Raw genomic sequence first — 22,902 nt, 5'->3', positions numbered from 1 at the left:
AGGTTAGCGTTGATGCGTGCTTAGGCCCATCGAAGTAGGAGGCGTACCTCGTTGGAGTACATCGGGCCTCGGGAGGGTGCGGCGCTTAACCCGATAGGCAGCTTGTTTGGACGGGGCGGACGACACACAGTCGCTGAGCATCCGGGCGACAAAGAATTCCGGAAAAAGGTGCCAACATTCCGGGAGGGCAATGCATGCGCCATGTGCGACAGCCGAAAGCAACCACCATGGTGGGCCGGGATACCAAACATTTGCGATCGATCAGCAAGACGCCATTTGCCGGCATCGACCGCAACGCGCGCATCGCCGTCGTGCATGATTGGTGCCCGAACTTTCGGGGAGGGGAGCAGGTCCTTGCCCGGATCTGCAAGATTTTTCCGAGAGCCGAGGTTTTCACCCTGTTTGATTTTCTCCCGAAGGAGATCAAGGAAGAGTATTTTCCAGGCGTAATTTTCCACGTTTCCGGCATGAATCGACTTCCCTTCGTGGAAAAGTACTACAGGTCACTATTCTTTCTCTGCCCGTTTATGATCGAACAATTTGATGTCACGGGTTATGACGCGGTAATTTCCTCTTCGGCCGCATTCTCTCGAGGCGTTCTGACCCGCCCGGACCAACTACATTTGTGCTATGTGCACAGTCCGGTGCGATATGCGTGGGACGAGCAATTCTCCTATTTGCAGCAGGCCCGCTTGGGATTTGGGCCGAAGGGTCTCGTCTTTCGCTACATGCTTCACAGGCTGCGGACCTGGGACACGAGAACGGCGCACGGTCCTGACCTGATGCTGGCAAACTCGAATTATGTCCGCTCTCGAATCGAACGGATTTACGGCCGCGACGCGCGGGTCGTCCATCCGCCCGTCGCCACCGAGGATCTTAAACTCGTCGTCAACAAGGATGACTACTACGTCACGGCCGCGTTCCACGCCCCGTATAAACGAACGGATCTGATAATCGAGGCGTTCAGCAAAACGCCGTCGCGTCGCCTGGTTGTTGTCGGCGACGAAGTACAATCCAAACATCTGCGATCGCTTGCCGGCCCCAACATAGTCTTCACCGGCTATCTGCCGCGGCATGAATACATCGAAAAAATCGCCAAGGCTCGTGCGATGGTGTTCGCCGGATGCGAGGACTTCGGGATAACGCTTGCCGAGGCCCAGGCGTGCGGCACGCCATTGATCGCTTTCGGCCGCGGCGGCGCGCGCGACATTGTCCGGCCGCTTGGCGAGAGCGCCCATCCGACAGGTGTGCTCTTCGACCGTCAGGCCATCGATTCCGTAGCTGGGGCCATTGATCTATTCGAGAAAAATGCGCTGTCCATTACGCCGCACGCCTGTCGCGTGAACGCGACCCGGTTCTCCGAGGAAAGGTTCGACCTGGCGATACTCGACGCCCTTGGCCTGGCCCAGTCTGTCCAACTCGCTCGCGCGACCGAGTACAATGAACTCTTCGGAGCCGAGAGCTCGACGCGCGATATAACCGGTTCACTTGTCGAGCCAATTTTACAATGAATTCAGTTGACCTTCACATGGCAAGCAACAGAAAAGCGCTTCGACCGGCCGCGTGCCCTTGCTGCTCGGCGCCGGTCAGCCGGTCAATCTACCGGGTCGAATCCATCCCGGTGCATAGTTGTGTCCTGCTGAACTCGGCCCGAGAGGCCCACGCCTTTCCCCGCCGCGACCTTGACCTCGCATTCTGCGACGCATGCGGATTCATATTCAACAGGGCCTTTGACGAGACGATCATGGGTTACTCGACCAATTTCGAGGAATCCCAGCATTTTTCCAGCACCTTCAACAGTTTCGCGAAAGGACTTGCACGCGAGATTGCACAAAAATGTGCGATAGCCGGCAAGCACGTGTTGGAGATCGGCTGCGGCAAGGGTGAATTTCTCCGCGAACTTTGCATATCGGGCGGCTCCACCGGGCTCGGTATTGATCCAGCCTATCGAGCCGACAAAGGCCGCAATGATGAGTACGGCGACGTCAAGATCATCGTCGACTATTTCGGACCGGACTACCAGCATCTCCAGGCGGATACGGTCCTCTGTCGCCACACGCTCGAACACGTCAGCTCGGTGTCGAGTTTCGTGCGGCTGATCCGCAAGATGATCGGCAAAAGGACCCAGGATTGGGCGGTCTTCGAGACGCCTGATGCAAAACGTGTGCTCGTGGAGAGCGCGTTCTGGGACATTTACTATGAGCATTGCTCCTATTTCAGTCCTGGCGCGCACGCACGCCTGTTTCGCCAGGAAGGTTTCGACGTTACTGATCTGGAGCTCGTCTATGACAACCAGTACATCGTTCAGTACGCCCGGCCGTCAGCCGGCCGGACGATGCCGAGACTACCGCTCGAGCACGATCTGGAAGTGATGCACCGTTTGGCGGAAACCTTTCCCGCTCGCGTGCGTGCGGTTCAGGATTTCTGGCAGGAGCGCATCCGCGCCGCATACGCCGCCGGCCGGCGGGTCGTCCTGTGGGGCGGCGGCTCCAAGGCAGTGTCGTTCCTGACGACCTTGCAGCTTGGAGACGAAGTCTGGGCAGCAGTCGACATCAACCCCTACAAGCAAGGCAAGTTTACGCCCGGGACCGGTCATCCGGTCATCGCGCCAAGCGACCTCTTGGACACTCCGCCTGATCTCGTCATCGTCATGAACCCGATATACGTGAACGAAGTGGCGCAATCCTTGATTGCGCTGGACCTGCGACCGGAAGTCGTCGCGGTCTGACGTCCACCCAGAAGGAGCCTGGAAATGGAACATTCCAAGTCGCCAAAGGTATCCCTTGGTTTACCCGTCTACAACGGCGAGAATTTCCTGTCCGATGCGATTCAGTCGATCCTCGAGCAAGATTTCGGCGATTTCGAACTTGTCATCACCGATAATGCTTCGACGGACAGGACAGCGGATATATGCTTGGAATTTGCGCAGCGGGACAGGCGCATACGCTATGTCCGAAACGTTCGCAACCTGGGAGCCGGTGCCAATTTCAATCGAGCGTTCCAACTGAGCACAGGCGAATATTTCAAATGGTGCGCGCACGATGACCGCTTGAGCAGTGGTTTCTTGACAGACTGCGTGCGTGCGCTTGACGCGAATGCCCGCCACGTCATTGCCTACCCGCGACTGCTGGGGATCGACGAAACTGGGCAACTGACTTCCTATGTCGAAAGGGTGCTGCCGGACATGGGAGGATCGACGCCCGCATCCCGCTTCCGGTTGATGGTTGCTGCGCACGGTTGGGATGCTGCGATGTTCGGCCTCTGGCGCCGGGCGTCGTTAGCTAAAACGACACTGCACGAGCCCTACTACGGCTCGGATTGTGCGCTTCTGGCCGAGATGGCTCTTCTCGGGACGTTTGTTCATGCGCCCAGCGCGATACTATACAGCCGTGATCATCCGACGCGCTCGGTGCGATTGCCAAGCTCCGAGCGACTGGCTTGGCAAAATCCTGGTGGCTCCACGGCGAATGCCTTTGAGTTGTCGAGGCGGCTAAAACACCTCGTCGCAATTGCCTATCGGCACAGGCGCACAGCACCGTTGGGCATGACACTGCTTCATCTGGTTGCGTGGATCTTGGATCCGCTGCTTATCGCGAGACTGTTCCTGGAACTTGTAGGCGCTGTTTCTCCGCAGCTTCGTGCCAAGCTCCGCGGCGCCGGCTTGGGGGCTCTGAAACGCATTCATGCCGGTTCAAACCGATCGCCTGCCTAGAAACGAGTGGTCCGCCGGGAGGCTTTGTATGAACCTTCGCCAAGTCACGCCCGCGGCCGCAGCAGTGTCAGCCTTCCGAAAATTGCCAGAGAGCTCGGGCAAGAGAAATCTGGTGATCGTCCGGGCGGGGCGTAGCTCTTTGCATGCCGGCTGGACTGAGGGGGCGGGCGACGCCGACTTCGATCTTCTCGTCGCCGCCTACGAGGCTGGCGTCTCCCATGGACAGAACGATTTCAGCGTATTTCTCCCGGGGCGCAAGATCGCCGGCTATCATGCCTTGTTTCAATGCTACCCTGAAATTGTGACGCGATATGATCTCATTGCACTGATCGACGATGACATCGAGACGACGAAGCTGGACTTGAATCGTCTGTTCGCTATCGGCCGCCGCTATAAACTTGATCTGTTTCAGCCAGCACTGTCTTGGGACAGCTATTTCTCCTACGCAGCGACGCTTGTCAGCGGCAAGCGATACGTGTTGCGATATACCAACACGGTCGAGATGATGTGCCCGGTGTTCAGCGCCAGGTGCCTGCAATCGGCGTTGAATTTGTTCGGGCTCGGCTACGAGACGGGAATAGACCTTCTTTGGACCCGCCTGACTGACATGCCTTGGTTGCGGTACGCCATCGTTGACGATGTCGTTGTAAGACACACGCGGCCGGTCGGGACAACAAAGTCGCTTCAAGGTTTCGCCGCCAACGAGCCTTATGACGTGCAGATGGATGCGGTGCTGAAGAGGTTCGGCGCTGCGTTTCGCGGGTTCGTAACCTATGCAGCGGTGGACCGGCGCGGGCAGCTCATCCGGTCTCGCTTTCTGATCGGCCTTAACTCCCTGTCCCTTTGGCGGGCGCTGTCCAAGACGCCACTTAGATGGCCGCAGTTTATGCGCCGCTCGACCGACTATACGCGACACTGCTGGCTGAGGCCGGTCAACCTGCAACGGATCGACGTCGATGGAGTGATAAAGTCAGGCCATCAGCCGCAAAGGGTGGATCGCAGGATCAGGCAACGATGATATCGGGGGCAAGCCCAAGCTCGTGTGCCGCCTGGGCAACTTCGTCTCGATAGAGCGGGTTCATCACGATGATTGACCGCACGGGTCAGTAGCTCGGCGGTAGCGAAGCCGCTCGCGAGCGCGCCCTCGATAGCGCTGTAGCGAGCGAGCGGCTTTGCGGTGGTCATCAACAGAACCTGCGCGCGCTCGTGGAGAAGACTCCGGAATTCCGATCTCTTGCGCGAGATGATTGGCTTTGCCGCCGAGCGGCTGATGGAGCTGGAGGTTGGGGCCGCCACCGGCGCCGGCCATGGCGAGAAGAACCCGTTGCGCACGGCCCAGCGCAACGGCTATCGCGAGCGCGACTGGGAGACGCGCGCCGGCACCGTCGAGCTGAGCTGCGCATCCCCAAGCTCAGGAAGGGCTCCTATTTCCCCGGGTTCTTCTAGAGGTCGCGCCCGACACCAAACTAGCCGCGAAGCCTGAGGAACAAGTCTCGCGCATTGAACAGGTCAGAGCGCACCAGCACGAAGAGAGCCGTACAATAGACAGCGGCTCCAAGGCCAATTGCGCTAATAAGAAGCGTCTCCTGCGCGGCGTGCTCAGGCGCGCTGCTTAGCCACGCGCTGACGGCGCCGAACATCAGGAGGGCGGCGAGAGCCAGTCGTGGGAAGATCTCAAGGGGTCTCAGCACGTCGATACGCGCGATGCGCTGAGCGTAGAAGAGGAAGACTGGTAGGAGGACCAGGCCGCAGGCTACGAGCGCCACCATCGTCATCTCAAGGCTGATCTGCGCAGTGACGGACAACAGCATCGTTGCGACAACAGAGTAGGCAATGTTCAACTTCAGGATCAACCTGGAGTGACCCATTGCAAGGATCGTAAACGCGCAGAGGCTGTCAATCGTGCGTTGCAGGCCCAGCAGCATGAGAATCTGGACAGCGACGACCCCGCTGGCCCATTGCGGGCCGAAGATAAAGGGAACCGCGATCGGTGCGATCGCGGCAAATCCGATGAATGCAGGAAACCCTGCTATCCCGGCGATGCGGACGGTCGTGTTGAAGAAACGGTCGATCTTTTCGGGCTGATCTTGAATCCGTGACACGGTGGGCATAGTGACAGCCATCAGCGGACTGAGGAATACTTGCACTAGAAGGTCGAGCGGACGACGGGCGAGAGCATAGACTCCGACCGCGTGGGGGCCGAGGAACGTGCCGAGTAGGACCTTTGGAATTTCCTCATTCAAAAAACTCCAAAAAGTCTGGACGATAAGCGGGCCGCCAAATCCTAATAGGTCACGAACCTTTGCATAGGAGAAGGCCAGACGGGGCCGCCAAGAACTGCCAACGAGAAGGACAGCGGTTTCCACAGCCGCTTTTGCAAGGTGCATCCAAATCATGCTCCATACGCCGAAACCGGCTATTACCAAGACGATGCCGAGTGTGCCGCCGACGACGGTGCCGGCAAGTGTACGCAACGCGAACAAGCGGAACTCGAGTTGGCGCTTCAACACAGCCGCAGGTACCGACGAGAGGGCCTGAATTACGACGACCACGCTGCTCCAGCGGATGAGATCTTCGAGAATGGGCTGTCCGAACGCTGCAGCAATCAAACCGGCAGACATCCAGATGAGCCCGCTAATCACTGCGCCGCTCGCGGCGAGAAGCCAGAAGGCCGAGTCAAAGTGTAAGGACTCAATTTTAGGATGCTGGATGAGCGCCTCCGGTATTCCAGTCGTCACCGGAACAGCAAGAATGACGGGTACAACCATGGAGAGGGCGGCGAGGCCGAATGCTTCAGGTCCGAGATGCCTGGCCAATACGACAAAAACGGCAAACATGGCTGCTTGCCGACCCCATGTTTCGACTGCTGCCCAAGCTGCGCCGCTGACAATCTTCGCGCCGATCGATGTCATCGCACGTCTCTTTGCCCGTTGGGAGACAGGCCTGCGGCTTTCGATCGCTCAGCCAAGGCTTTCCGTCTTCGTCTCACGGCTGCGCCGCTAGCGATCTGGCCTGGTCTACGTGAATAAGAACGAGAGCCGTCGACCTCTCTCCAGCTATCATTTGTCGAGCTGGAACCTCGCGAACGCAGGGCCGTCGCGGGACACGGATGGCATTTCGCGTGCTTGCTCGTCATTCTATTCCACCATCCACAAGCACGCATGGCTGAGGATGCTGTGGTTGGCGAGGAAGGGTGGCTGCATCCAGTTCTTATTGGTCATAGGCAGCTCCTCTGGAAATCCTCTTTGTAGCGCAATCAAATTAGGCGGTGTTGGCTGATATCCTGATGTTATCGCTGCGGCCGCGTTGCCCGGATTCGAATTCGTTCGAGTGCATCTTGCAAACCTTACGCCGGAGCGTGGGAACGTAAACGTCCCCAAACGACGTATGTCTCACGCACCCGGGGCAGTTTGGTGCAGTCCGATTACCGATGGACCATCCCGCGTCCCACACGCCCATCCGCGCAGGCGATCAAGCAGCGGGGGCTACCTCTTTCGGCGCTGGCTGATATTCAAGGGCAAACGAGGTGCGCCTCGGCAATCAAAGTGAGAGCGCCTCTCTGCCAGATTGTCGGGCTATAACGAGGCGAGAATGTCCGATGACCCTTGGTGGAATGGCCATGTTGATCTCGACCGGCACGGTCATTGGAGTATCCCCTACCAATCCCGTTCTGCGCTTTCGTGCCGCCGCGGTTGAATTGAACTTTCATGCAACCGCAATCTCGGGTGTGAAGCCGAGTTCCGCTACGAGACTGGTGATCTCGTCGCGGTAGAGCGGGTTCATGACGATGATTGATTCGACTGGCTGGCCGCGCAACGCCTCCGGAGCAAGGATCGGAGTGGCGGTTCCTGGCGCAAAACGACCTTGCTTGTGCGGATTCACATCGATGATCGCGCGGATCCGATCGGCGCCTGGCACAACGTTGACGAATGTAATGCCCTTCGATCCCCCTCCCCAGACGACGATCTGCTGGGGATTGCGCCTCGCGATGTAACCACCCAATCGCTCGATCTTGTCGCGATAGGCGCGCTCGAAATCGCGGACGAGCATCTCGATTTCGCGGCTGTCAACGGAAGTAGCGTACTTGGGGACAGCCGGCCGCGCCTCAATGTAAAGATACTGGTCGCCGAAAGACGTCCCTGCATCCAGCACTCGAAAGCCAGCCGTCTCGAACGCCGCGTTCAGCGAAGCGGGCGTGAAATAGGAGGCGTGCTCATAAATGAGGTCCCAGATTCCCATATCCCGGAGCGTGTAAAGGACATTCGGGACTTCAAAGAAGAACACCGTCTCCGGTGCGATGCCCGGATGGGCGCGAAGGGCGCGCAGGAATTTCACCGGCTCGGCGATATGTTCGAGAACCTGGCGGCATACCACCAGGTCAGGACGCAGATCCGCGTAGGAATCGCCGAACCAGTCGTTGATAAATCGTACTCCAGGGACCGCGTCCCCCCGGTTGTCCTCGAAGCTCTTGTCGAAACCGATTCCCTGCGCACCGCTGATCAAGCTTAGCCGCTTCAGGAAATCCCCCTTGCCGCATCCAATATCGACGATCGTCTTCCCCGAGAGCGCGTAGGTCCTGCTCAGGCGCTCGGCCAGCGTTTCAACAAACGCCACGAAACGGGGTGAGTAATGAAGCGAATTCTCGTAGCTTTGCGTATAACCGATGCGATTTTCCTCGAATGAGGCGTTGAAGACGTGCGTACAGCCGAGGCAGAAGGTAGTCGCAAATCTGCCGGTCTGTGCCGCGCGCGCCGATGCCGCGTCCGCACAAAGCGCGTTGCAGAGCAGGGGCAACGCTTCGAATAGCACCGAATTGAGCAGATTTCGCTGACCGCAGACCAAGCAATCGGTTCGAATGGAACCCGTCGACTGCGTCGGTCCATCGGCTTTCAGGCAAGCCATCTGTGCGCGGTCCGCCTGTTTTGTCATATGATTCTCGGCGTTGGGACGGGGAGGATGAATTTTCCGCCGCGTGCACGATACTCGGCCTGTTGATCGAGAATTTCGTCTACGAAATTCCAAGCAAGGAGAAGCACGTAGTCGGGTTGCACCTCGAGAAGCGCTTCAGTCGAGCGGATCGGCAGGCGCTGTCCGGGCATATATTTGTTGTGTTTATAGACGTTGCGATCCACGACGAAGTCCACGAGGTCGCGTCCGATGCCGACGGTGTTAATCAGCGTTGCTCCCTTGGCTGCCGCTCCATAGGCGGCAATCGTGGCACCCTGCGACTTTAACCGGCGTAAGAGCGTGGAAAGGTCGCGCTTCAGCGCGTCGACCTTGCTGGAGAAATCGCGGAAATAGCCGATCGCATCGATCCCGCGCGAGGCTTCATGGGCAAGCTGGTCCTTTACTGTCGCCCCCACGTTCTCGCGCGATTCCACATAAAGGCGCAGCGAACCGCCATGGATTGAAAGGTGCTTGACCTCATTGAGGTAAAGCCCGTGGCGGCGAAAGAGCTTATCCAGTGCAGTAACTGAAAAATAGCAAAGATGCTCGTGATAGATCGTGTCGAACTCACAATGTTCGATCAAAGGTTCGACATAGGGTGCCTCGATAACCGCCACACCGTCATCCTTGAGAAGTCGGGCAATTCCTGCCACAAATCCGTTGGTGTCGGCCACGTGGGCGAGCACGTTATTGGCATGGATAATGTCCGCGCGCATGCCTTGCGCGCGCAGCGTTTCAGCGACATCGCGGGTGAAGAATGCACAGCGCGTGGGCACGCCGACCCTCTCGGCAGCGGCGGCAGGTCCGTCGGCCGGATCAATTCCGAGCACCCGAATTCCCGCCTCGACGTAGTTCTTCAGCAGATAACCATCATTGCTCGCCAATTCGATGACAAGGCTCTCCGGGCCAAGACCGCGGCGATTGATCAGATCAAGCGCATTCGCACGCGAATGCTTTAAGAGAGCAGGGGAGAAAGAGGAATAATATGGATAGGAATCGGCAAAAAGAATTATCGGATTCACCGTCTCGGTGATCTGGACGAGGCTGCAGTCTTTGCAGAACGCGACGCGCAGCGGAAAAATGGGCTCCGGTTCGCCGATGTCGCTGCTGGTGAGAAGACGATCGGCCAGTGGCGTTTTACCGAACTCGAGAAACGTCTCAATGCCAGTTCCACCGCAAGATCGGCAGGCCCGCTCGGTTACCGACTTCGCATCTAGGCACATCATGTCCATATCGTCCCCCTTAGCCCGGCTCAGTCTGCTTTGGCCAGAACGGGAACGCGACCAGGTGCTCGTCCAGTTCGCAATCGCGGATCAGCTTTTTCACGTAGGCGATGCGCTTGAAGCGCTCCCCCTCGAACTCTTCAAGCAAGAGACCAACAGTGCCGAATGCCTCGTAGAGCTGCGCGACGTCGCGTCGGGCCGTCCGTTGCGGCTTGAACGCGTGCAGGCTCTCTGTTTCCTCGGCCAGCCGTGTCCCAAATCCGCCCGCGAGGATACCCACTTTCATAAAGTCTTCCCCACCAACAAACACACGTCTCGAACGTCCGTGAGTTCTGTTACCATGGGCGATCGGCGTTCAACAACGCGAGCGAACGGATGATGGAAGCGCACCAATGTGGACCTTTAGGCGGACCTTCAGCACCATGCTTGATAGTCAATTGCGACTGCGACTTAAGCCGTTTGAAGTAGGCGGCTGGTCAGCGTCGGCTGTCATTGTTGCGCCGCATCCGGCCTCGGGTGCCTAGGTCCGTTTGGTTTTTGTCACCGATGGCGCCGCGTCCTCATCGCGACCTTAGGCAGGACGACACGCGAGGCCGGAGCCATAGAGGCAGTTCATCGTCTGGGCGCATCATCCGAAAGTGTTACATTCCTACGCCTTCCAGGCGGGGCGGCCAATCATCACTTTCATGCGATAACACATGCGGTCGTGTCGATGCTCAACACCTGGCGGCCGCAGAGCGTTTTCGTGAACTATGCAAAGGATCCGACTTCCGATCATGTCGCCATAAATGCAGCAGTTCGCGCGGCGCTTCGTGCTTATGGTCGCCCTATTACGGTCTTCGAGTATCCAGTCTGGATTGGTACCATCGCGTCGTCCACGCTCAATAGCCTCGCCTGTCTTGGCGATGTTATCGGCGTAATGCGGGAAGCGCTGGCGGCGCATGCGTCGCAGATGCAGCGTCTGGAGAACCAAGATGAATGGCGGACGCTGTCGGACTTGTCGGGGGGAGATTTCGTCGGGCGGTTGCTGGCCGACTACGAAGTGTTCACACGCTACGAAATCAACATTTAGCATGTTCGGCCGCCTGATCGCGGTCCTGATGATCGGGCACACCCTCGCAAGTTGCGAGGCCGCTCAGGGACAGGGACCTCCCGAAGAAATTCTACAGTCGGGCCTTGTTTTTGAACGCAAAGAGATTGCCCCCTATTCAGGAGACGTAAAGCTTGTTGGCGATATAGACGGCGACAGTCGACTGGATTTCGTTCTTGGCGGCTTCCCCGAGGATGCGATGTCTTGGTGGCGGTGGCCCGATCTGGTTCACACCGTAATCGCGAGGCCCCGCGTCGAGTTCACCACCGACGGAGTGCTTGCCGACATCGATGGGGACGGTGATCGCGACATCGTCACGGCCGATGGGCCCGATGCTGTCAATCTCGTCTGGTTCGAGAACCCGCGGCCGAATGGTAACCCGACCCACGGTCCCAGCTGGAAGCGTCGGGAAATCGGTGCAGTCGGCAGCTGGGGCAAAGACATCAAGGCCGCTGATTTCGACGGGGACGACCTCGTTGATATCGTCGTTCGAGCGCCTGGCGAAGTGATGATTTTCTTCCAGGAAAGCCCGAGCTCCTGGGCCCGCGTGGGCTTGTTCTTCAACCTTGGCGAAGAGGGAATGGCAATCGGCGATATTGACGGCGATGCTGATGTCGATCTCGTCCTGCACGGAGTATGGGCGTCGAATCCAGGCGCAGCGGCAGCACGCGATGCAGCACTATGGCGCAGCCACGAGCTTGGTCCGTTCAATCCTGCATTCAAGGCGCTCGTCACCGACCTTGACCAGGACGGCCGCGCCGACATTCTGACTTCAAGTTCCGAGCACACTGACGACGTTGCCTGGTTCCAGCCCCTCGCCGGACCGACGGGCCGCTGGATCCGCCATGTCATTCAGCCTTCTGTTGCGGGCGCCCATACGCTGCAGGCCGCCGACATGGACGGAGACGGGGACAACGATGTCGTTGTCGGGCAGATGCACACGACCGAGGAGCGCAAGCTCGCGATCCATTACAATGTCGACGGGCGAGGAACGCGCTGGGCCCGTCAAGTGATCGACGATGTGGGTCTCCACAACGGCGTCGTCGCCGATGTCGACAGGGACGGTGATTTTGATATCTATGGGGCGAACTGGGTGGGCAACCCGCCTGTCAGAGTGTGGATCAATCGGCTGGATCCGCCTGCATCGGTCCGCCTCGACCGCTGGACCTATCATCGCATCACGAACGGGCACGTCCGCTCCTTTGGGATCGCTTTTTCCGCCATGGATGGTGATGATCTCACTGACATCATCTCGGGTCCGTTCTGGTACCGTCAACCGTCCGAAGCCTGGAACACAGAATGGGAACGGACCCCGCTTGCCGAGGGTGTGGACGCGGTCGCAGCCCTGGATCTCGATGGTGACGGGCGCGGGGAGGTCATAGCACAGCGCGGCGGAGGCAGGGCGCTGCACCTGGTGTGGCTCCATGCCGAGGACATTGAAGCGCACCGCTTTGAAGAGCACGAGATCGGAGAGGTTCCCGCCGCCAGTCATGAGCTCGGCTCTCAGGGCCATGTGCTAGCCCAGGTCGTAAAAGGTGGGAAGCCGGAGCTGGCGGTCTCGAGTGGCGGTGGGGTTTTCTATTTTAAGATTCCTGACGATCCAACAGTCGAGCCATGGCCGCGCACCCGCATCTGCGCCGAAGCGTCTGATGAAGGGATCGCATTCGCCGATATCGATAGGGACGGTCTACTTGACCTTGTCGCCACGACCGGCGATGCAAAGACGGCCGCATGGTGGCGCAATCCGGGTGACGGCTCGCCAGACTGGGAGCTTCGGCATGTTGGAAAAGTTCCTGAAATGGTCTATCCCGACCGCGTCGCGGCCGCCGATCTTGATGGCGACGGACGTGCGGACATCGTCGTGACCGAGGAAAATGGCAAAGCCGACAGCGCTAAGGCGTATTGGTGGCACAACCCCGGCGACAGCTCCTCCGACTGGGAGCAACACGAAATCACCTCGCGCGGTTCCCTTAATAGCCTTTCAGTGTCCGATATGACTGGCGACGGCAGGCCGGATCTTATCATGGGCGAGCATCGCGGCGCACTTCGTCTCTCGAGCTGGCATAATCTGGGTGGGGGACGGTTCATCGAGCAGCTGGTCGGCGAAGGGATGGAAAGCCATCTGGGAGCAAGGACGGTCGACCTCGACGGTGACGGGGATCTCGACATTGTGTCGATCGCATGGGACGCATTCGAAGCGATCCATGTCTGGCGGAATGACGCGGTCGGCAAGAATGCTGATGGCGACCAAAAGGCCCGCTGACGAGTAGGGGTGAGCACCGGCCGGCGCCGCATGAACCGTAGCGAGCTCGGCCGGCTCCACCTGTTTGCACGGCTGCGCAGGCGCTCATGCCTCGACGCTCAAGTCCGGGAAAATACGATGCGCTGAATGAATTCAACCGCTCGACGTGCTAAACTAAACCATTCGACGTTGTCGCTAGCAGGTTCACCAAGCCAGTACGCAAGTCGGGCCGCTCATGCCTTTACGACGTTGTCGGTGCGTGACTGACTACGCGCACAAGCATTTCGGGTATCGAGCACCAGCTTTGCGTGCTTGGTGATGTTCTGCCAATCGATCGCATCGTGATCTGTCGAGATGACAACGGCATCATACGATGCCAAACTGCTAGCGCAGATATCCACAGAGGGGCGACCTGCCAGGTTGGCGTACTCTCTTGTTCCGGGTATTTCCGGTACGTAGGGGTCGTGGTAATCAACGACCGCCCCGCGTCGCTCCATGATCTCGATCAGCTTCAACGATGGGCTTTCTCGTGTGTCACCCACGTTTTTCTTGTAGGACATCCCGATCACCAAGATCCGCGAACCGCTCAGGCCGCGGCTCGCTCGCCGGTCCAAGGCCTCCACAAGGCGGTCCACCACATAATGCGGCATGTTCGTGTTGATTTCACCGGCAAGCTCAATGAAGCGTGTTGTTACTTCGTACTCTCTTGCCTTCCAGGTCAGGTAAAATGGGTCGATCGGGATGCAGTGCCCGCCGAGGCCGGGGCCTGGATAAAACGCCATATATCCGAACGGCTTGGTCTTGGCGGCTTCGATCACCTCCCAGACGTCGATGCCCATCCTGTCAAAAATCACCTTTAGCTCATTGACCAACGCAATGTTCACAGAGCGGAATATGTTCTCGGTCAACTTCACAGCCTCTGCCGTTGCGGTGGAGGCCACGGGAACGGTTTGCACAATGATCTGATCATACAGCTCCTTGGCAACTTGTAGGGACGATGGGTCGTCGGCGCCTATCACCTTTGCAACTTTGGCGGTGGTGTGTACGTCGTTGCCTGGGTCCACCCGTTCGGGCGAATAGGCGAGAAAAAAGTCCTTTCCTAGAGAAAGATTCGTCGCCTCGAGCAGCGGCTGCACGATCTCTCGCGTCGTTCCTGGCCAGGTCGTCGACTCCAGAACGACAAGTTGACCAGGGCGCAGCCGCTCCGCGATCGCACGTGCGCTGTTTTCGACGAACGAGAGGTTCGGCTCCCGGTTTTTAGTAAGCGGCGTTGGCACCGCTATCAAGATCGCGTCGGGTTCGCCTAGGTCGGCGAAATCGCTGGTGGCGCGAAACCGCTTGCTGTCGACAGCCGCTTTGATGGCAGCACCAGGCAAATGATCTATGCCTGTTTCTCCGCGGTTAAGAAGTGCAACCCGAGACGCGTCAATGTCGAACCCGATGACTTTGAACCCCGCGTCCAGCGAGATCATGGCGAGCGGCAGACCAACGTAGCCGAGGCCCATGATGCCAATGGTGTAGTCCCGCGTTCGGATGCGGTTAACCAGTTCCTGAAGGTCTGGAGCAGTCTGCATGAGATGCTGGCAACTTTCGCTTCAATGTCGACAATAAAGGATCGCCTCAATTACCGCGGGGAAGCAGTTCACAGCAATCAGCAAAATGTATGCGCTTAGCCAACCCCAGAGCTGAAAACAGCACGGATTGCACCATTGGGAGAACAGCCGAAATGCTTACCCCAAGCCACGTTGTCAAATAAACCTGGCGCTGCCACATTTAACTTTCAAGCGACGTCCGAAAGGATCTGGGAGCCACCTTCGCTCGCGAGATCGAAGATGTCGCGTTGGCGAAGGGACGCACCCTGCGTCAGTCGATTAAACTGTTCGGTTGAGGTGGGGAATATGACGCAATCGATCCTGGTTACTGGTGGAGCGGGCAATATCGGCAGCGCCCTCACTCGCGCGTTGGTCAAGCTACCTCAGACCCAGGTGGTCGTAGCTGACAACCTGTCGACCGGAAGTCGAGACAAGGTACAAATAGACGCGGGCAATCTGACCGTAGTAAAGGCGGATGCGAACGATTTCGACGACATCTCGTCGTTGTTCTACCGCTTCCATTTCACCCACGTCTTCCACTTCGCAGCCGTGGTCGGTGTGCAGCGGACTTTGGCAAATCCGTTGCTCGTGCTGCGCGACATCACCGGTATCGAGAACGTGCTGAGGCTATGCAAGAACACCGGCGCCGAGCGTGTCTACTTCGCTTCGTCATCGGAGGTATATGGCGAGCCTTTCGAGATTCCTCAAAACGAGAGCACCACGCCGCTTAACTCTCGTCTGCCGTATGCAGTGGTGAAGAATCTTGGAGAGGTCTATCTGCGCACTTTTCAGCGTGAGTTTGGACTGCCATTTACCATTTTTCGCTTCTTCAACACCTACGGACCACGTCAGAGCGAGGATTTCGTCCTGCCGCGATTTGTGCGTGCCGCCCAGCGCGGTGAGCCCCTGACGATTTACGGGGACGGTTCGCAGACCCGCACCTTCTGCTATGTCGACGACACGGTTGACGCTTGCATCGCGGTTCATCGAACGCGCGCGCACGAGAACGAAGTGATCAACGTGGGCAGCGACGTGGAAATGAGCATTCGACAGCTGGCCGAGTTTGTCATCGAAGTGCTGGGCTCGTCATCGAAGTTGGAATTCCGACCGCCCCTTGCGGAGGGCGACATGACGCGCCGCTGTCCTGACACGAACAAGATGAAAGCTATATTGAACCGTCCCCTGGTGCCGCTCGAAGAGGGCATTCGCCGCCTCGCCGACCACCTCTCCCGACCGGAAGACCGCCCTGCACTTAGAAGAGTCGCCTGAACGAGCTGACGGTGGGGAGTGACATGAAGCTCGTATACGTCGGTCAGCCGTACGATAGACTTTTTCCGCCTGTTCAAAACTCAATCGGTCTGATCGTCTACAATACGGCGCTGCGGCTCGGCGAGGGCCTGCAGATTACGCTCTATGGCAAGCATTATCGAGACGACACGGTGCCCGCGGACCTGCCGTTCGCGGTGCGGCGGGCTGCGGCGCGGCGTGACCGCGCGCTGCAGCGGATCATCCGCCAGTTTCCGCGCCTGGCGCGCTGGCTGCGGCTGGATCGGAAGGCCGATGACCACTCGCAATATCGTAACAAGGTTCGTCGCTACCTCGCCGTCGATCGACCAGATATCGTCCATTTGATGAATTACTGGGCATGGTGCCGGGAACTGAAGGCAGCCAGCTCATCCCATCGGCTCGTGCTTGAGATGCAGTGTGAGTGGCTGTCACAGCGTGACCGCCATCAGGTGGCCCGTCAGCTCAAGGTGGTGGATGCGGTGGTCGCCGTCAGCGACCACATCGCAAGCACCTTTCGTTCTGCATTCCCGGACTATCCTGGCGTCGTTGCCACCGTCGGCAATGGCGTGGACGTTTCTTACTTTCGGCCGAGCGAGCAGCGGGCTTCCGCATCCACCAGAACCCGACGTGCCATCTTGTTCGTTGGGCGGGTATCGCCAGAGAAGGGGCTTCACACACTGATCGAGGCCTTCAGTGAGGTTGCGGCCAGGTTTGCGGACGTCGACCTTCGGATCGCAGGGCCGCAATCGCCGCTTTCGGTAGACTTCCTGACCAGCCTCTCGTCGGATCCGCGGGTTACCGCATTGAACCGTTTCTACGATCACTGGGGCAATTGCAAATATCGGGAACACTTAGAGGAACTCATCGAGCGCCACGGGTTACGTGATCGAATTCACTTCGTGGGCAACGTGCCCCACAAGGACCTCGTAGCGACGTACCATGAGGCCGACATTGTGGTGAATCCGTCACTCAGCGAGAGCTTCGGAATATCGGTCGTGGAGGGCATGGCCTGCGGGATACCGGTGGTTGGAACGCGCGTGGGCGGGATGTGTGAATCCATTCTAGCTGGCAGCACCGGGATGCTGGTCGAAGTCGATGCTCCTGGCGAGCTCGCCCAGGCATTGATCACGATGCTGGAGGATACGGTCCGGGCAAGCGAAATGGGAAGCGAAGGGCGCAAGCGTGCCGTCGAGCTGTATTCGTGGGAGGCGCGCGCAGAACGGCTCAAGTCAGTCTATCAGAAACTGCGCCCAGGCACGCCGGTCCATGTTTCCACAAAGATCGTGAGCCATTGAGCCTTAGCGGTGGGCGGCGCTCGCCAAGTGCCTCGCAGCATGCAGGCCGATGTGATGAGCATGCGGCGACCCTCAGTGTAGCGCTCAACCCGGTATCGGTTTACGGCCAACCCGTGTCGGATTGAAATGGGCCCGTCGGGCCCGCCGTTCTCTTCCCTAACGGGCGTCAGGGGCACCCAGCCCAAAGGGCGGAGAGAGGCCGAGTGAACCTGTTCTACAATTCGCAACACATTGCTGGTGGCGAGGCGGTGGCCTCGGGATCGTTGCGCGACGCGGCGACCAGATTTTGCGCGACGCGTCCAGAAAAGCCGGCGTATGGGCTGGTCGGAGTTCGAGACCCTGACGGCGCGCGGGTCGCGAAGAGCCGGGTGCGGGAAAGCCGCACGCCCGGATCTGTGAGGCGAAAGCCGAATGGCTGAGCTACTCGACCTTGAGGGAAAGCCTATCGGCTAGGGGCGTCGTGCCGAGCTTCAGGAAAGTGTCGATGTGACTTCCGCCGCAGGAGCGGCAAACCTGCTCGGTTACAGAGGCTGCACCAGCAATCATCATTGGCCATGCCTCCCGGCTGTGTTTGTTCAAACCGCTACCGCTACCGCTACCGCTACCGCTAACTGCGGCGTGCGGCGCAGATCGGTATCCAGTTCGCCATCTTGGATCAGCTTCTGCACATGGGCGATGCGCTTGAACCGCTCGCCCTCGAAATCCCCGAGTGCAAGGCCTGCCGTGCGAAATGTGTGATAGAGCTGTTCGATACCGCGCCGCGCCGTCCATTGCGGCTTGAACCCGTGCAGGCGGCGACCGATATAGGTGCAGTCGACGCGGTAGCATCGTCTGTCTGGCCCGGCGTCAGGCGCGAACTTCACCCGGCTGTCGGGAACGATCGCTTGCACCAACTCCGCGATCTCCCGTATCTGATAATTTTCCGTGGTCAAGCCGACATTGAACGCCTCGTTGTGGACCAGCTCTCGCTCGGCTTCGAGTACCGCGATATAGGCCAGCGCAATGTCTTCCACATGGACGATCGGACGCCATGGCGAGCCGTCGCTCTTGAGGTAGACCAGGCCGGTCGTGTAGGCCCAGGCGGTCAGGTTGTTGACCACCAGATCGAAGCGGATGCGAGGCGACAGGCCGTAGGCGGTGGACGCACGCAGGAATGTCGGGCTGAACGATCGATCCGCCATCGGCGCGACCGCTCGCTCCACATTCGCCTTCGAGGCGCCGTAAGGCGTCACCGGGTTGAATGGAGCATCTTCAGTTAGAAAGCTGTCGCCGGCCGCGCCGTAATTGCTGCAAGAGGAGGCATACAGGAACCGCTGGACGCCGGCGGCCTTGGCGAGCTGCGCAAGCCTTACCGAAGCGCCGCAGTTGATTTCCTCGGTAAGCAGGGGTCGGTAGTCCCCCAACGGATCGTTTGACAGTCCGGCGAGATGGATGATCGCGTCGAAGCCGGCGACGTCGTCGATGTCGATGTCGCGGATGTCTTTCTCGATCGTCGGCACTTCGGCCAACGTCCCTACGAAAGTGCATGACCGGAAGATGTCGCTGTCTAGGCCGGTGACGTCATGGCCGCGTTCAAGCAGCATCGGAGTCAGGACGGAACCGATGTAGCCGAGGTGGCCTGTAACCAGAACTTTCATCGATCGATTCCCATGTTTTCCAGGGCGCTTGCCCGCTGTCCCACAATTTTTGAAGGAGATGCTTTTCACGGATGGTGTCCATGCATTGCCAGAAGGATTCGTGGCGATATGCCATCAGTTGGCCGTCAGTCGCGAGCCGCTGCATTGGCGCGTGTTCGAACATGACATCGTCGCCGTCGATATAGTCCTTTATGCCCGGCTCGAGCACGAAGAAGGCGCCATTGATCCACCCCTCTGAGGCCTGTGGCTTTTCCGTGAAGTCGACGACGCGATGGCCATCGAATTCGATGTGCCCGTAGCGTGCTGGCGGACGCACCGCCGTCATCGTTGCAAGCTTGCCATGCGATTTGTGGAAGGCGATCAGCCTATCAAGGTTGACGTCCGAAACGCCATCGCCCCAGGTGAGCATGAACGTCTCGTCGCCCATCCAGTCGATCAGGCGTTTTATGCGGCCGCCCGTCAGCGTATTCAGTCCCGTCTCCACAAGATCGACGGACCAGTCAGGCAGCGAGTTCGAGTGGCGCTTGACGCTTCCCGATGCGGCATTGACAGTCAAGCTGCCATCGAATGCGACATAGTCGCTGAACCAGCGTTTGATGTATTCGCCCTTGTATCCCAGCGCGACGGCGAATTCGCGGTGTCCATAGGCATAATAATGCATCATGATATGCCAAAGGATCGGCTTTGCTCCGATTTCGACCATTGGTTTCGGCCGGATCTCGGTTTCTTCCGCCAGCCGTGTTCCCAGTCCGCCAGCAAGAATTCCTACCTTCATTGTTTTCTCACCCCAATCGCCTACAGTGTTTTGCTACCATGCGCAGGTCGGGTTGAACCACACCGAAGAAGGGATGATCGGAACCATCGATGCATGACGTCAGGCATACGATTGGCGCTATGCTCGATAGAGCGATGTGTAACCAGTCTCATCCATTCGACGTAGCAGACTGGCAGGCATCGGCGGTCATCATCGCACCCCATCCCGATGATGAAACGCTGGGATGTGGAGGGGTCGCCAGCAAGAAGCTTAGCTCGGGCGCCGATGTCCAGTTTATTTTCGTCACCGACGGCTCGGCGTCGCATGCACATCGGGTTGAGGGCCAGGCCCTACGGATCATCCGTGAGGGCGAAGCGATCGAGGCGGTTTGCCGGTTGGGCGGATCTGCTGATCGGGTGAGATTCCTGCGTGTTCCCGACGGCATGGCTAAGCATCATGTCGGCAAGATCGCAGACGCGATCGCTGAGTTGCTTTTCGCTTGGCAACCACAGAGCGTGTTCGTCACCCATGCAAAAGAGCCGCCGGCGGACCATGTTGCCACCAATCTTGGCGCGCGAGGCGCGCTGCAACTGTATGGCCGGCGCGTGACCGTGTTCGAATATCCCGTCTGGTACTGGTATCAGTGGCCGTGGGTTCGTCTGCACGATCGAGTGCGTGGATTCAATCGCACCGCATTGCGGCAAACGGTCCGGACCCTTGCCGGCTTGCGCGGCGTTAAGATGTTCAACTCCCACGCTTTTATCGGCGACGTGATAGATGTAAAACGTCACGCGCTGGCAGCTCACCGGTCCCAGATGGAGCGGCCGGCGGGACTCGACGACTGGCCTATCCTGGCGGACGTAGGTGGGGGCGATTTGCTGAATCGGCTGCTGAGCGAGCACGAGATGTTCACGCGATACGAGCTTAATGCGTGAAGGTAGGCGGCCTGAAGCGTCTCGGGAGGAAGTCGGCAGGTGGCCATGACCTGTTCGGGTTCGACCCAAAGCTGCGGTGCGGCTTCGATCCCTCTGCGACTTTACTGGCGGCCCGTTTTGGATGCGCCGCCGTTCCATCCAAAGACCGAGCCTCGGGTCCGTTCTGGTATCGCCGGCCGGTCGATCCCTGGCAAGGTGAATGGGAACAGATACGGCTCGGCGAGGGAGTGGATGCGATCGCGGCAATCGATGTTGACGACTGACGCGCGGAAGTGATCGCCAGCGCGGCGCAGGCGAGACGCTGAACCTGGCGTGGCTTCAGGCGCAGCAGGCGTCAGCGCGCGGCTTTGAGGAACGTGCAATCGGCGAGGCCGGCAGCCACGAGCTCGGGGCTCAAGGGCCATGCACTGGCGCAGGTCGTCGAAGGCGGCCGGCCGAGCTTGCGGTCGCAAGCGGTGTCGGGGTCTTCTACTTTGCCATCCCCGACGACGCGGCGGCGGGGCCTTGGCCGCGAACCCGCATTTGCTCCGAGGCCTCCGACGAGGGAATCGCCTTTGCCGATATCGACGCGACGGCGTGCTCGACCTTGCGGCCCGCCAAGGAGATCGCATGGTGGGGCAATCCGGGGATGGCTCTGCCGACTGGCGGCGCCGCGACGTCGCCAATGTCCCCAACATGGTCTATCCGGACCGCGTGGCGGTCGCCGATCTGGACGGCGACGGACGAACCGACATCGTCGTGAGTGAAGAAAACGGGCAGACCGACCACGCAAAGGCCTATTGGTGGCGCAATCCCGGCGACCTCAAGCAAAACTGGGAGCAGCAGGAAATCACCTCGCGCGGCTCGCTCAACAGTCTTTCGGTGGCCGATATGAATGACGACGGCCGGCCGGACCTCGTCATGGCCGAGCACCGCGGCGCCCTGCGCCTTTCGCTCTGGCGCAATTTGGGCGGCGGGCGGTTCATCGAGCAGTTGGTCGACGAGGGCGTCGAGAGCCATCTCGGCGCCCGAACGGCGACCTCGACGGCGACGGCGATCGTGAGATCGTTTCGATCGGGTGGGGATGCTCCCCACGCGATCCATGTCTTGCGCAACGATGCCACCGTTCCATCGGACCGGGAGGCCGGGCAGGTACCCCCAAGATGAGATATGGCCCGACAATCGGAGTAGCGATCAGCCGGAGGGAGTAGGAGTCGGCCACCGTTGTCGGGCTCGATCCCGGGCGCGCAATCTGTCACCTTCGCGGCGAGCGGCACGGGCTGGGCCCGTCCCGAGGCGTCGCAGAATGGGTAAGAGCGCGTGACATTGACGGCAAGGTTCCTCAGCGTGTTCGGCGACGCGCGCGTCATAGCCAAGGGTGAGGGCGCCGGCCTCAAGCTCGTGGCGAAGCGCGCCGACCCCAACTTTGTTCGCGGCACCTACGAGCCGCCCATCCAACAGGCGATCGCGGCAAACCTGGCACCTGGGGACGTCTTTTTCGACATCGGCGCGAATATCGGTTTCTTCAGCCTCATCGCCGCGCGCCGCGTCGGGCCGCGCGGCCAAGTCTATGCGTTCGAACCTGTTCCCCGCAACGGCGCCGCTGTCGCAGAAAGTGCACGGCTCAGTGGATTCGACACGATACGGGTGTTCGCCGAAGCTGCGGGCGCCACATCCGGCCGTGGCCAGCTTCTGCTCGCCCATCACATCGGCGGCGCCGCGCTTGCCTCGGCGGGAGCACCGCCGGACATCAGTGGCCGCCTGGAAGTCAGCATAGTCGCTATCGACGATGCCATCGCCCAGCGAGGCCTCAGGCCGCCCTCCCTGGTCAAGATCGACGTGGAAGGCGCCGAAATCGACGTCCTGGGCGGTATGACGGAAACGCTGCGGAGGCATCGTCCGAAGGTGATTTATGAGGTCGACGATGCAACGCGCGAGGGGCTCGACCGCAAGGCCCGAAAGATCGCTGAACTCCTGACTGCTTCCGGCTACGCATTGAAGCCGCTGCCAGCCTCCTATGGCAATGGGGAATGGCGGGTCGAACACGTCTTGGCGCAGCCGGTGGGCGCTTAAGAACTGGATTTGCGGCGTCATGGCAGGGATTCCATGCAGGGAAGCAAGCCTGATCAACGGGAAAAGCGAGGCAGTGCGCGACTTCTGTCCGGGACTGCGACACGACATCGATGCCTTGAAGAATCTCGTACGACGA

Annotated in this window: 18 protein-coding genes and 1 pseudogene; 12 read left to right on the top strand and 7 right to left on the bottom strand. The window is 59.4% G+C overall.

Annotated features, from left to right (window positions below; genetic code table 11):
* Nucleotides 1-227: 227 nt before the first annotated feature.
* The 5 genes and pseudogenes from AC0L17_RS13270 to AC0L17_RS13250 form a co-directional block, all read left to right on the top strand.
* Nucleotides 228-1,511: a glycosyltransferase gene (locus tag AC0L17_RS13270; RefSeq protein ID WP_473516219.1), complete on the top strand. Its 1,284-nt coding sequence runs from the start codon at nucleotides 228-230 to the stop codon at nucleotides 1,509-1,511.
* A gap of 233 nt (nucleotides 1,512-1,744) precedes the next feature.
* A complete protein-coding gene (locus tag AC0L17_RS13265; RefSeq protein WP_473516150.1) occupies nucleotides 1,745-2,728 on the top strand; it encodes a class I SAM-dependent methyltransferase in 984 nt (327 codons plus the stop codon).
* A gap of 24 nt (nucleotides 2,729-2,752) precedes the next feature.
* Nucleotides 2,753-3,712 (top strand): glycosyltransferase family 2 protein, encoded by a 960-nt coding sequence (locus AC0L17_RS13260; RefSeq protein WP_473516149.1) that lies wholly within the window; start codon nucleotides 2,753-2,755, stop codon nucleotides 3,710-3,712.
* A gap of 28 nt (nucleotides 3,713-3,740) precedes the next feature.
* Nucleotides 3,741-4,730 carry a DUF707 domain-containing protein gene (locus AC0L17_RS13255; protein ID WP_473516148.1) on the top strand — a complete coding sequence of 330 codons (990 nt, stop codon included), beginning with the start codon at nucleotides 3,741-3,743 and terminating at the stop codon, nucleotides 4,728-4,730.
* A gap of 176 nt (nucleotides 4,731-4,906) precedes the next feature.
* Nucleotides 4,907-5,152 (top strand): annotated as a pseudogene (locus AC0L17_RS13250) (transposase); the annotation flags it as partial.
* A 26-nt stretch (nucleotides 5,153-5,178) separates the two neighbouring features.
* Here AC0L17_RS13250 and AC0L17_RS13245 read toward each other — a convergent pair.
* The 4 genes from AC0L17_RS13245 to AC0L17_RS13230 all read right to left on the bottom strand — a co-directional run bounded on the left by AC0L17_RS13245 (nucleotide 5,179) and on the right by AC0L17_RS13230 (nucleotide 10,168).
* Nucleotides 5,179-6,624 carry a lipopolysaccharide biosynthesis protein gene (locus tag AC0L17_RS13245; RefSeq protein ID WP_473516147.1) on the bottom strand — a complete coding sequence of 482 codons (1,446 nt, stop codon included), beginning with the start codon at nucleotides 6,622-6,624 and terminating at the stop codon, nucleotides 5,179-5,181.
* A gap of 793 nt (nucleotides 6,625-7,417) precedes the next feature.
* Entirely contained in the window at nucleotides 7,418-8,641 is a 1,224-nt protein-coding gene (locus AC0L17_RS13240) for a class I SAM-dependent methyltransferase (protein ID WP_473516146.1), read from the bottom strand.
* On the bottom strand, nucleotides 8,638-9,891 hold the full coding sequence (locus AC0L17_RS13235; protein WP_167366280.1) for a class I SAM-dependent methyltransferase: 1,254 nt from the start codon (nucleotides 9,889-9,891) through the stop codon (nucleotides 8,638-8,640). Before AC0L17_RS13235 ends, AC0L17_RS13240 begins: the two co-directional genes overlap by 4 nt.
* A 10-nt stretch (nucleotides 9,892-9,901) precedes the next feature.
* Nucleotides 9,902-10,168 (bottom strand): hypothetical protein, encoded by a 267-nt coding sequence (locus AC0L17_RS13230; protein ID WP_473516145.1) that lies wholly within the window; start codon nucleotides 10,166-10,168, stop codon nucleotides 9,902-9,904.
* 186 nt (nucleotides 10,169-10,354) lie between these two features.
* On the opposite strand from AC0L17_RS13230, the gene AC0L17_RS13225 reads away from it, so the two are divergent.
* Nucleotides 10,355-10,954 carry a PIG-L deacetylase family protein gene (locus AC0L17_RS13225; RefSeq protein WP_473516218.1) on the top strand — a complete coding sequence of 200 codons (600 nt, stop codon included), beginning with the start codon at nucleotides 10,355-10,357 and terminating at the stop codon, nucleotides 10,952-10,954.
* Between the two features lies 1 nt (nucleotide 10,955).
* Nucleotides 10,956-13,235: an FG-GAP repeat domain-containing protein gene (locus AC0L17_RS13220; protein WP_473516144.1), complete on the top strand. Its 2,280-nt coding sequence runs from the start codon at nucleotides 10,956-10,958 to the stop codon at nucleotides 13,233-13,235.
* A gap of 212 nt (nucleotides 13,236-13,447) precedes the next feature.
* On the opposite strand, the gene AC0L17_RS13215 is transcribed toward AC0L17_RS13220, so the two are convergent.
* Nucleotides 13,448-14,788 carry a nucleotide sugar dehydrogenase gene (locus AC0L17_RS13215; RefSeq protein WP_473516143.1) on the bottom strand — a complete coding sequence of 447 codons (1,341 nt, stop codon included), beginning with the start codon at nucleotides 14,786-14,788 and terminating at the stop codon, nucleotides 13,448-13,450.
* A gap of 324 nt (nucleotides 14,789-15,112) precedes the next feature.
* Here AC0L17_RS13215 and AC0L17_RS13210 point away from each other — a divergent pair, with 324 nt between their 5' ends.
* Entirely contained in the window at nucleotides 15,113-16,075 is a 963-nt protein-coding gene (locus tag AC0L17_RS13210; RefSeq protein WP_027153593.1) for an NAD-dependent epimerase/dehydratase family protein, read from the top strand.
* Nucleotides 16,076-16,098: 23 nt separating this feature from the next.
* Entirely contained in the window at nucleotides 16,099-17,388 is a 1,290-nt protein-coding gene (locus AC0L17_RS13205) for a glycosyltransferase family 4 protein (protein ID WP_473516142.1), read from the top strand.
* A 575-nt stretch (nucleotides 17,389-17,963) separates the two neighbouring features.
* Here AC0L17_RS13205 and AC0L17_RS13200 read toward each other — a convergent pair.
* Together AC0L17_RS13200 and rfbF are read right to left on the bottom strand one after the other, a co-directional pair.
* On the bottom strand, nucleotides 17,964-19,025 hold the full coding sequence (locus AC0L17_RS13200; protein WP_473516141.1) for an NAD-dependent epimerase/dehydratase family protein: 1,062 nt from the start codon (nucleotides 19,023-19,025) through the stop codon (nucleotides 17,964-17,966).
* On the bottom strand, nucleotides 18,961-19,800 hold the full coding sequence (gene rfbF / locus AC0L17_RS13195; RefSeq protein WP_036262410.1) for a glucose-1-phosphate cytidylyltransferase: 840 nt from the start codon (nucleotides 19,798-19,800) through the stop codon (nucleotides 18,961-18,963). The genes AC0L17_RS13200 and rfbF overlap by 65 nt, the downstream gene beginning before the upstream one ends.
* Before the next feature lie 89 nt (nucleotides 19,801-19,889).
* Between rfbF and AC0L17_RS13190 the strand changes: the two genes are divergently transcribed.
* From AC0L17_RS13190 to AC0L17_RS13180, 3 genes are all read left to right on the top strand, one after another.
* Complete coding sequence (locus AC0L17_RS13190) at nucleotides 19,890-20,714, top strand: PIG-L deacetylase family protein (RefSeq protein WP_473509553.1); 825 nt, start codon at nucleotides 19,890-19,892, stop codon at nucleotides 20,712-20,714.
* Nucleotides 20,715-21,323: 609 nt separating this feature from the next.
* Nucleotides 21,324-21,860 carry an FG-GAP repeat domain-containing protein gene (locus tag AC0L17_RS13185; RefSeq protein ID WP_473516140.1) on the top strand — a complete coding sequence of 179 codons (537 nt, stop codon included), beginning with the start codon at nucleotides 21,324-21,326 and terminating at the stop codon, nucleotides 21,858-21,860.
* A gap of 180 nt (nucleotides 21,861-22,040) precedes the next feature.
* Nucleotides 22,041-22,766 (top strand): FkbM family methyltransferase, encoded by a 726-nt coding sequence (locus AC0L17_RS13180; RefSeq protein ID WP_473516139.1) that lies wholly within the window; start codon nucleotides 22,041-22,043, stop codon nucleotides 22,764-22,766.
* Nucleotides 22,767-22,902: the final 136 nt, after the last annotated feature.

It is taken from the genome of Mesorhizobium sp. WSM4829, assembly GCF_055811475.1.
The sequence above is the reverse complement of the archived record's forward strand: the minus strand, read 5'-3'. Positions and strand labels throughout refer to the sequence as shown.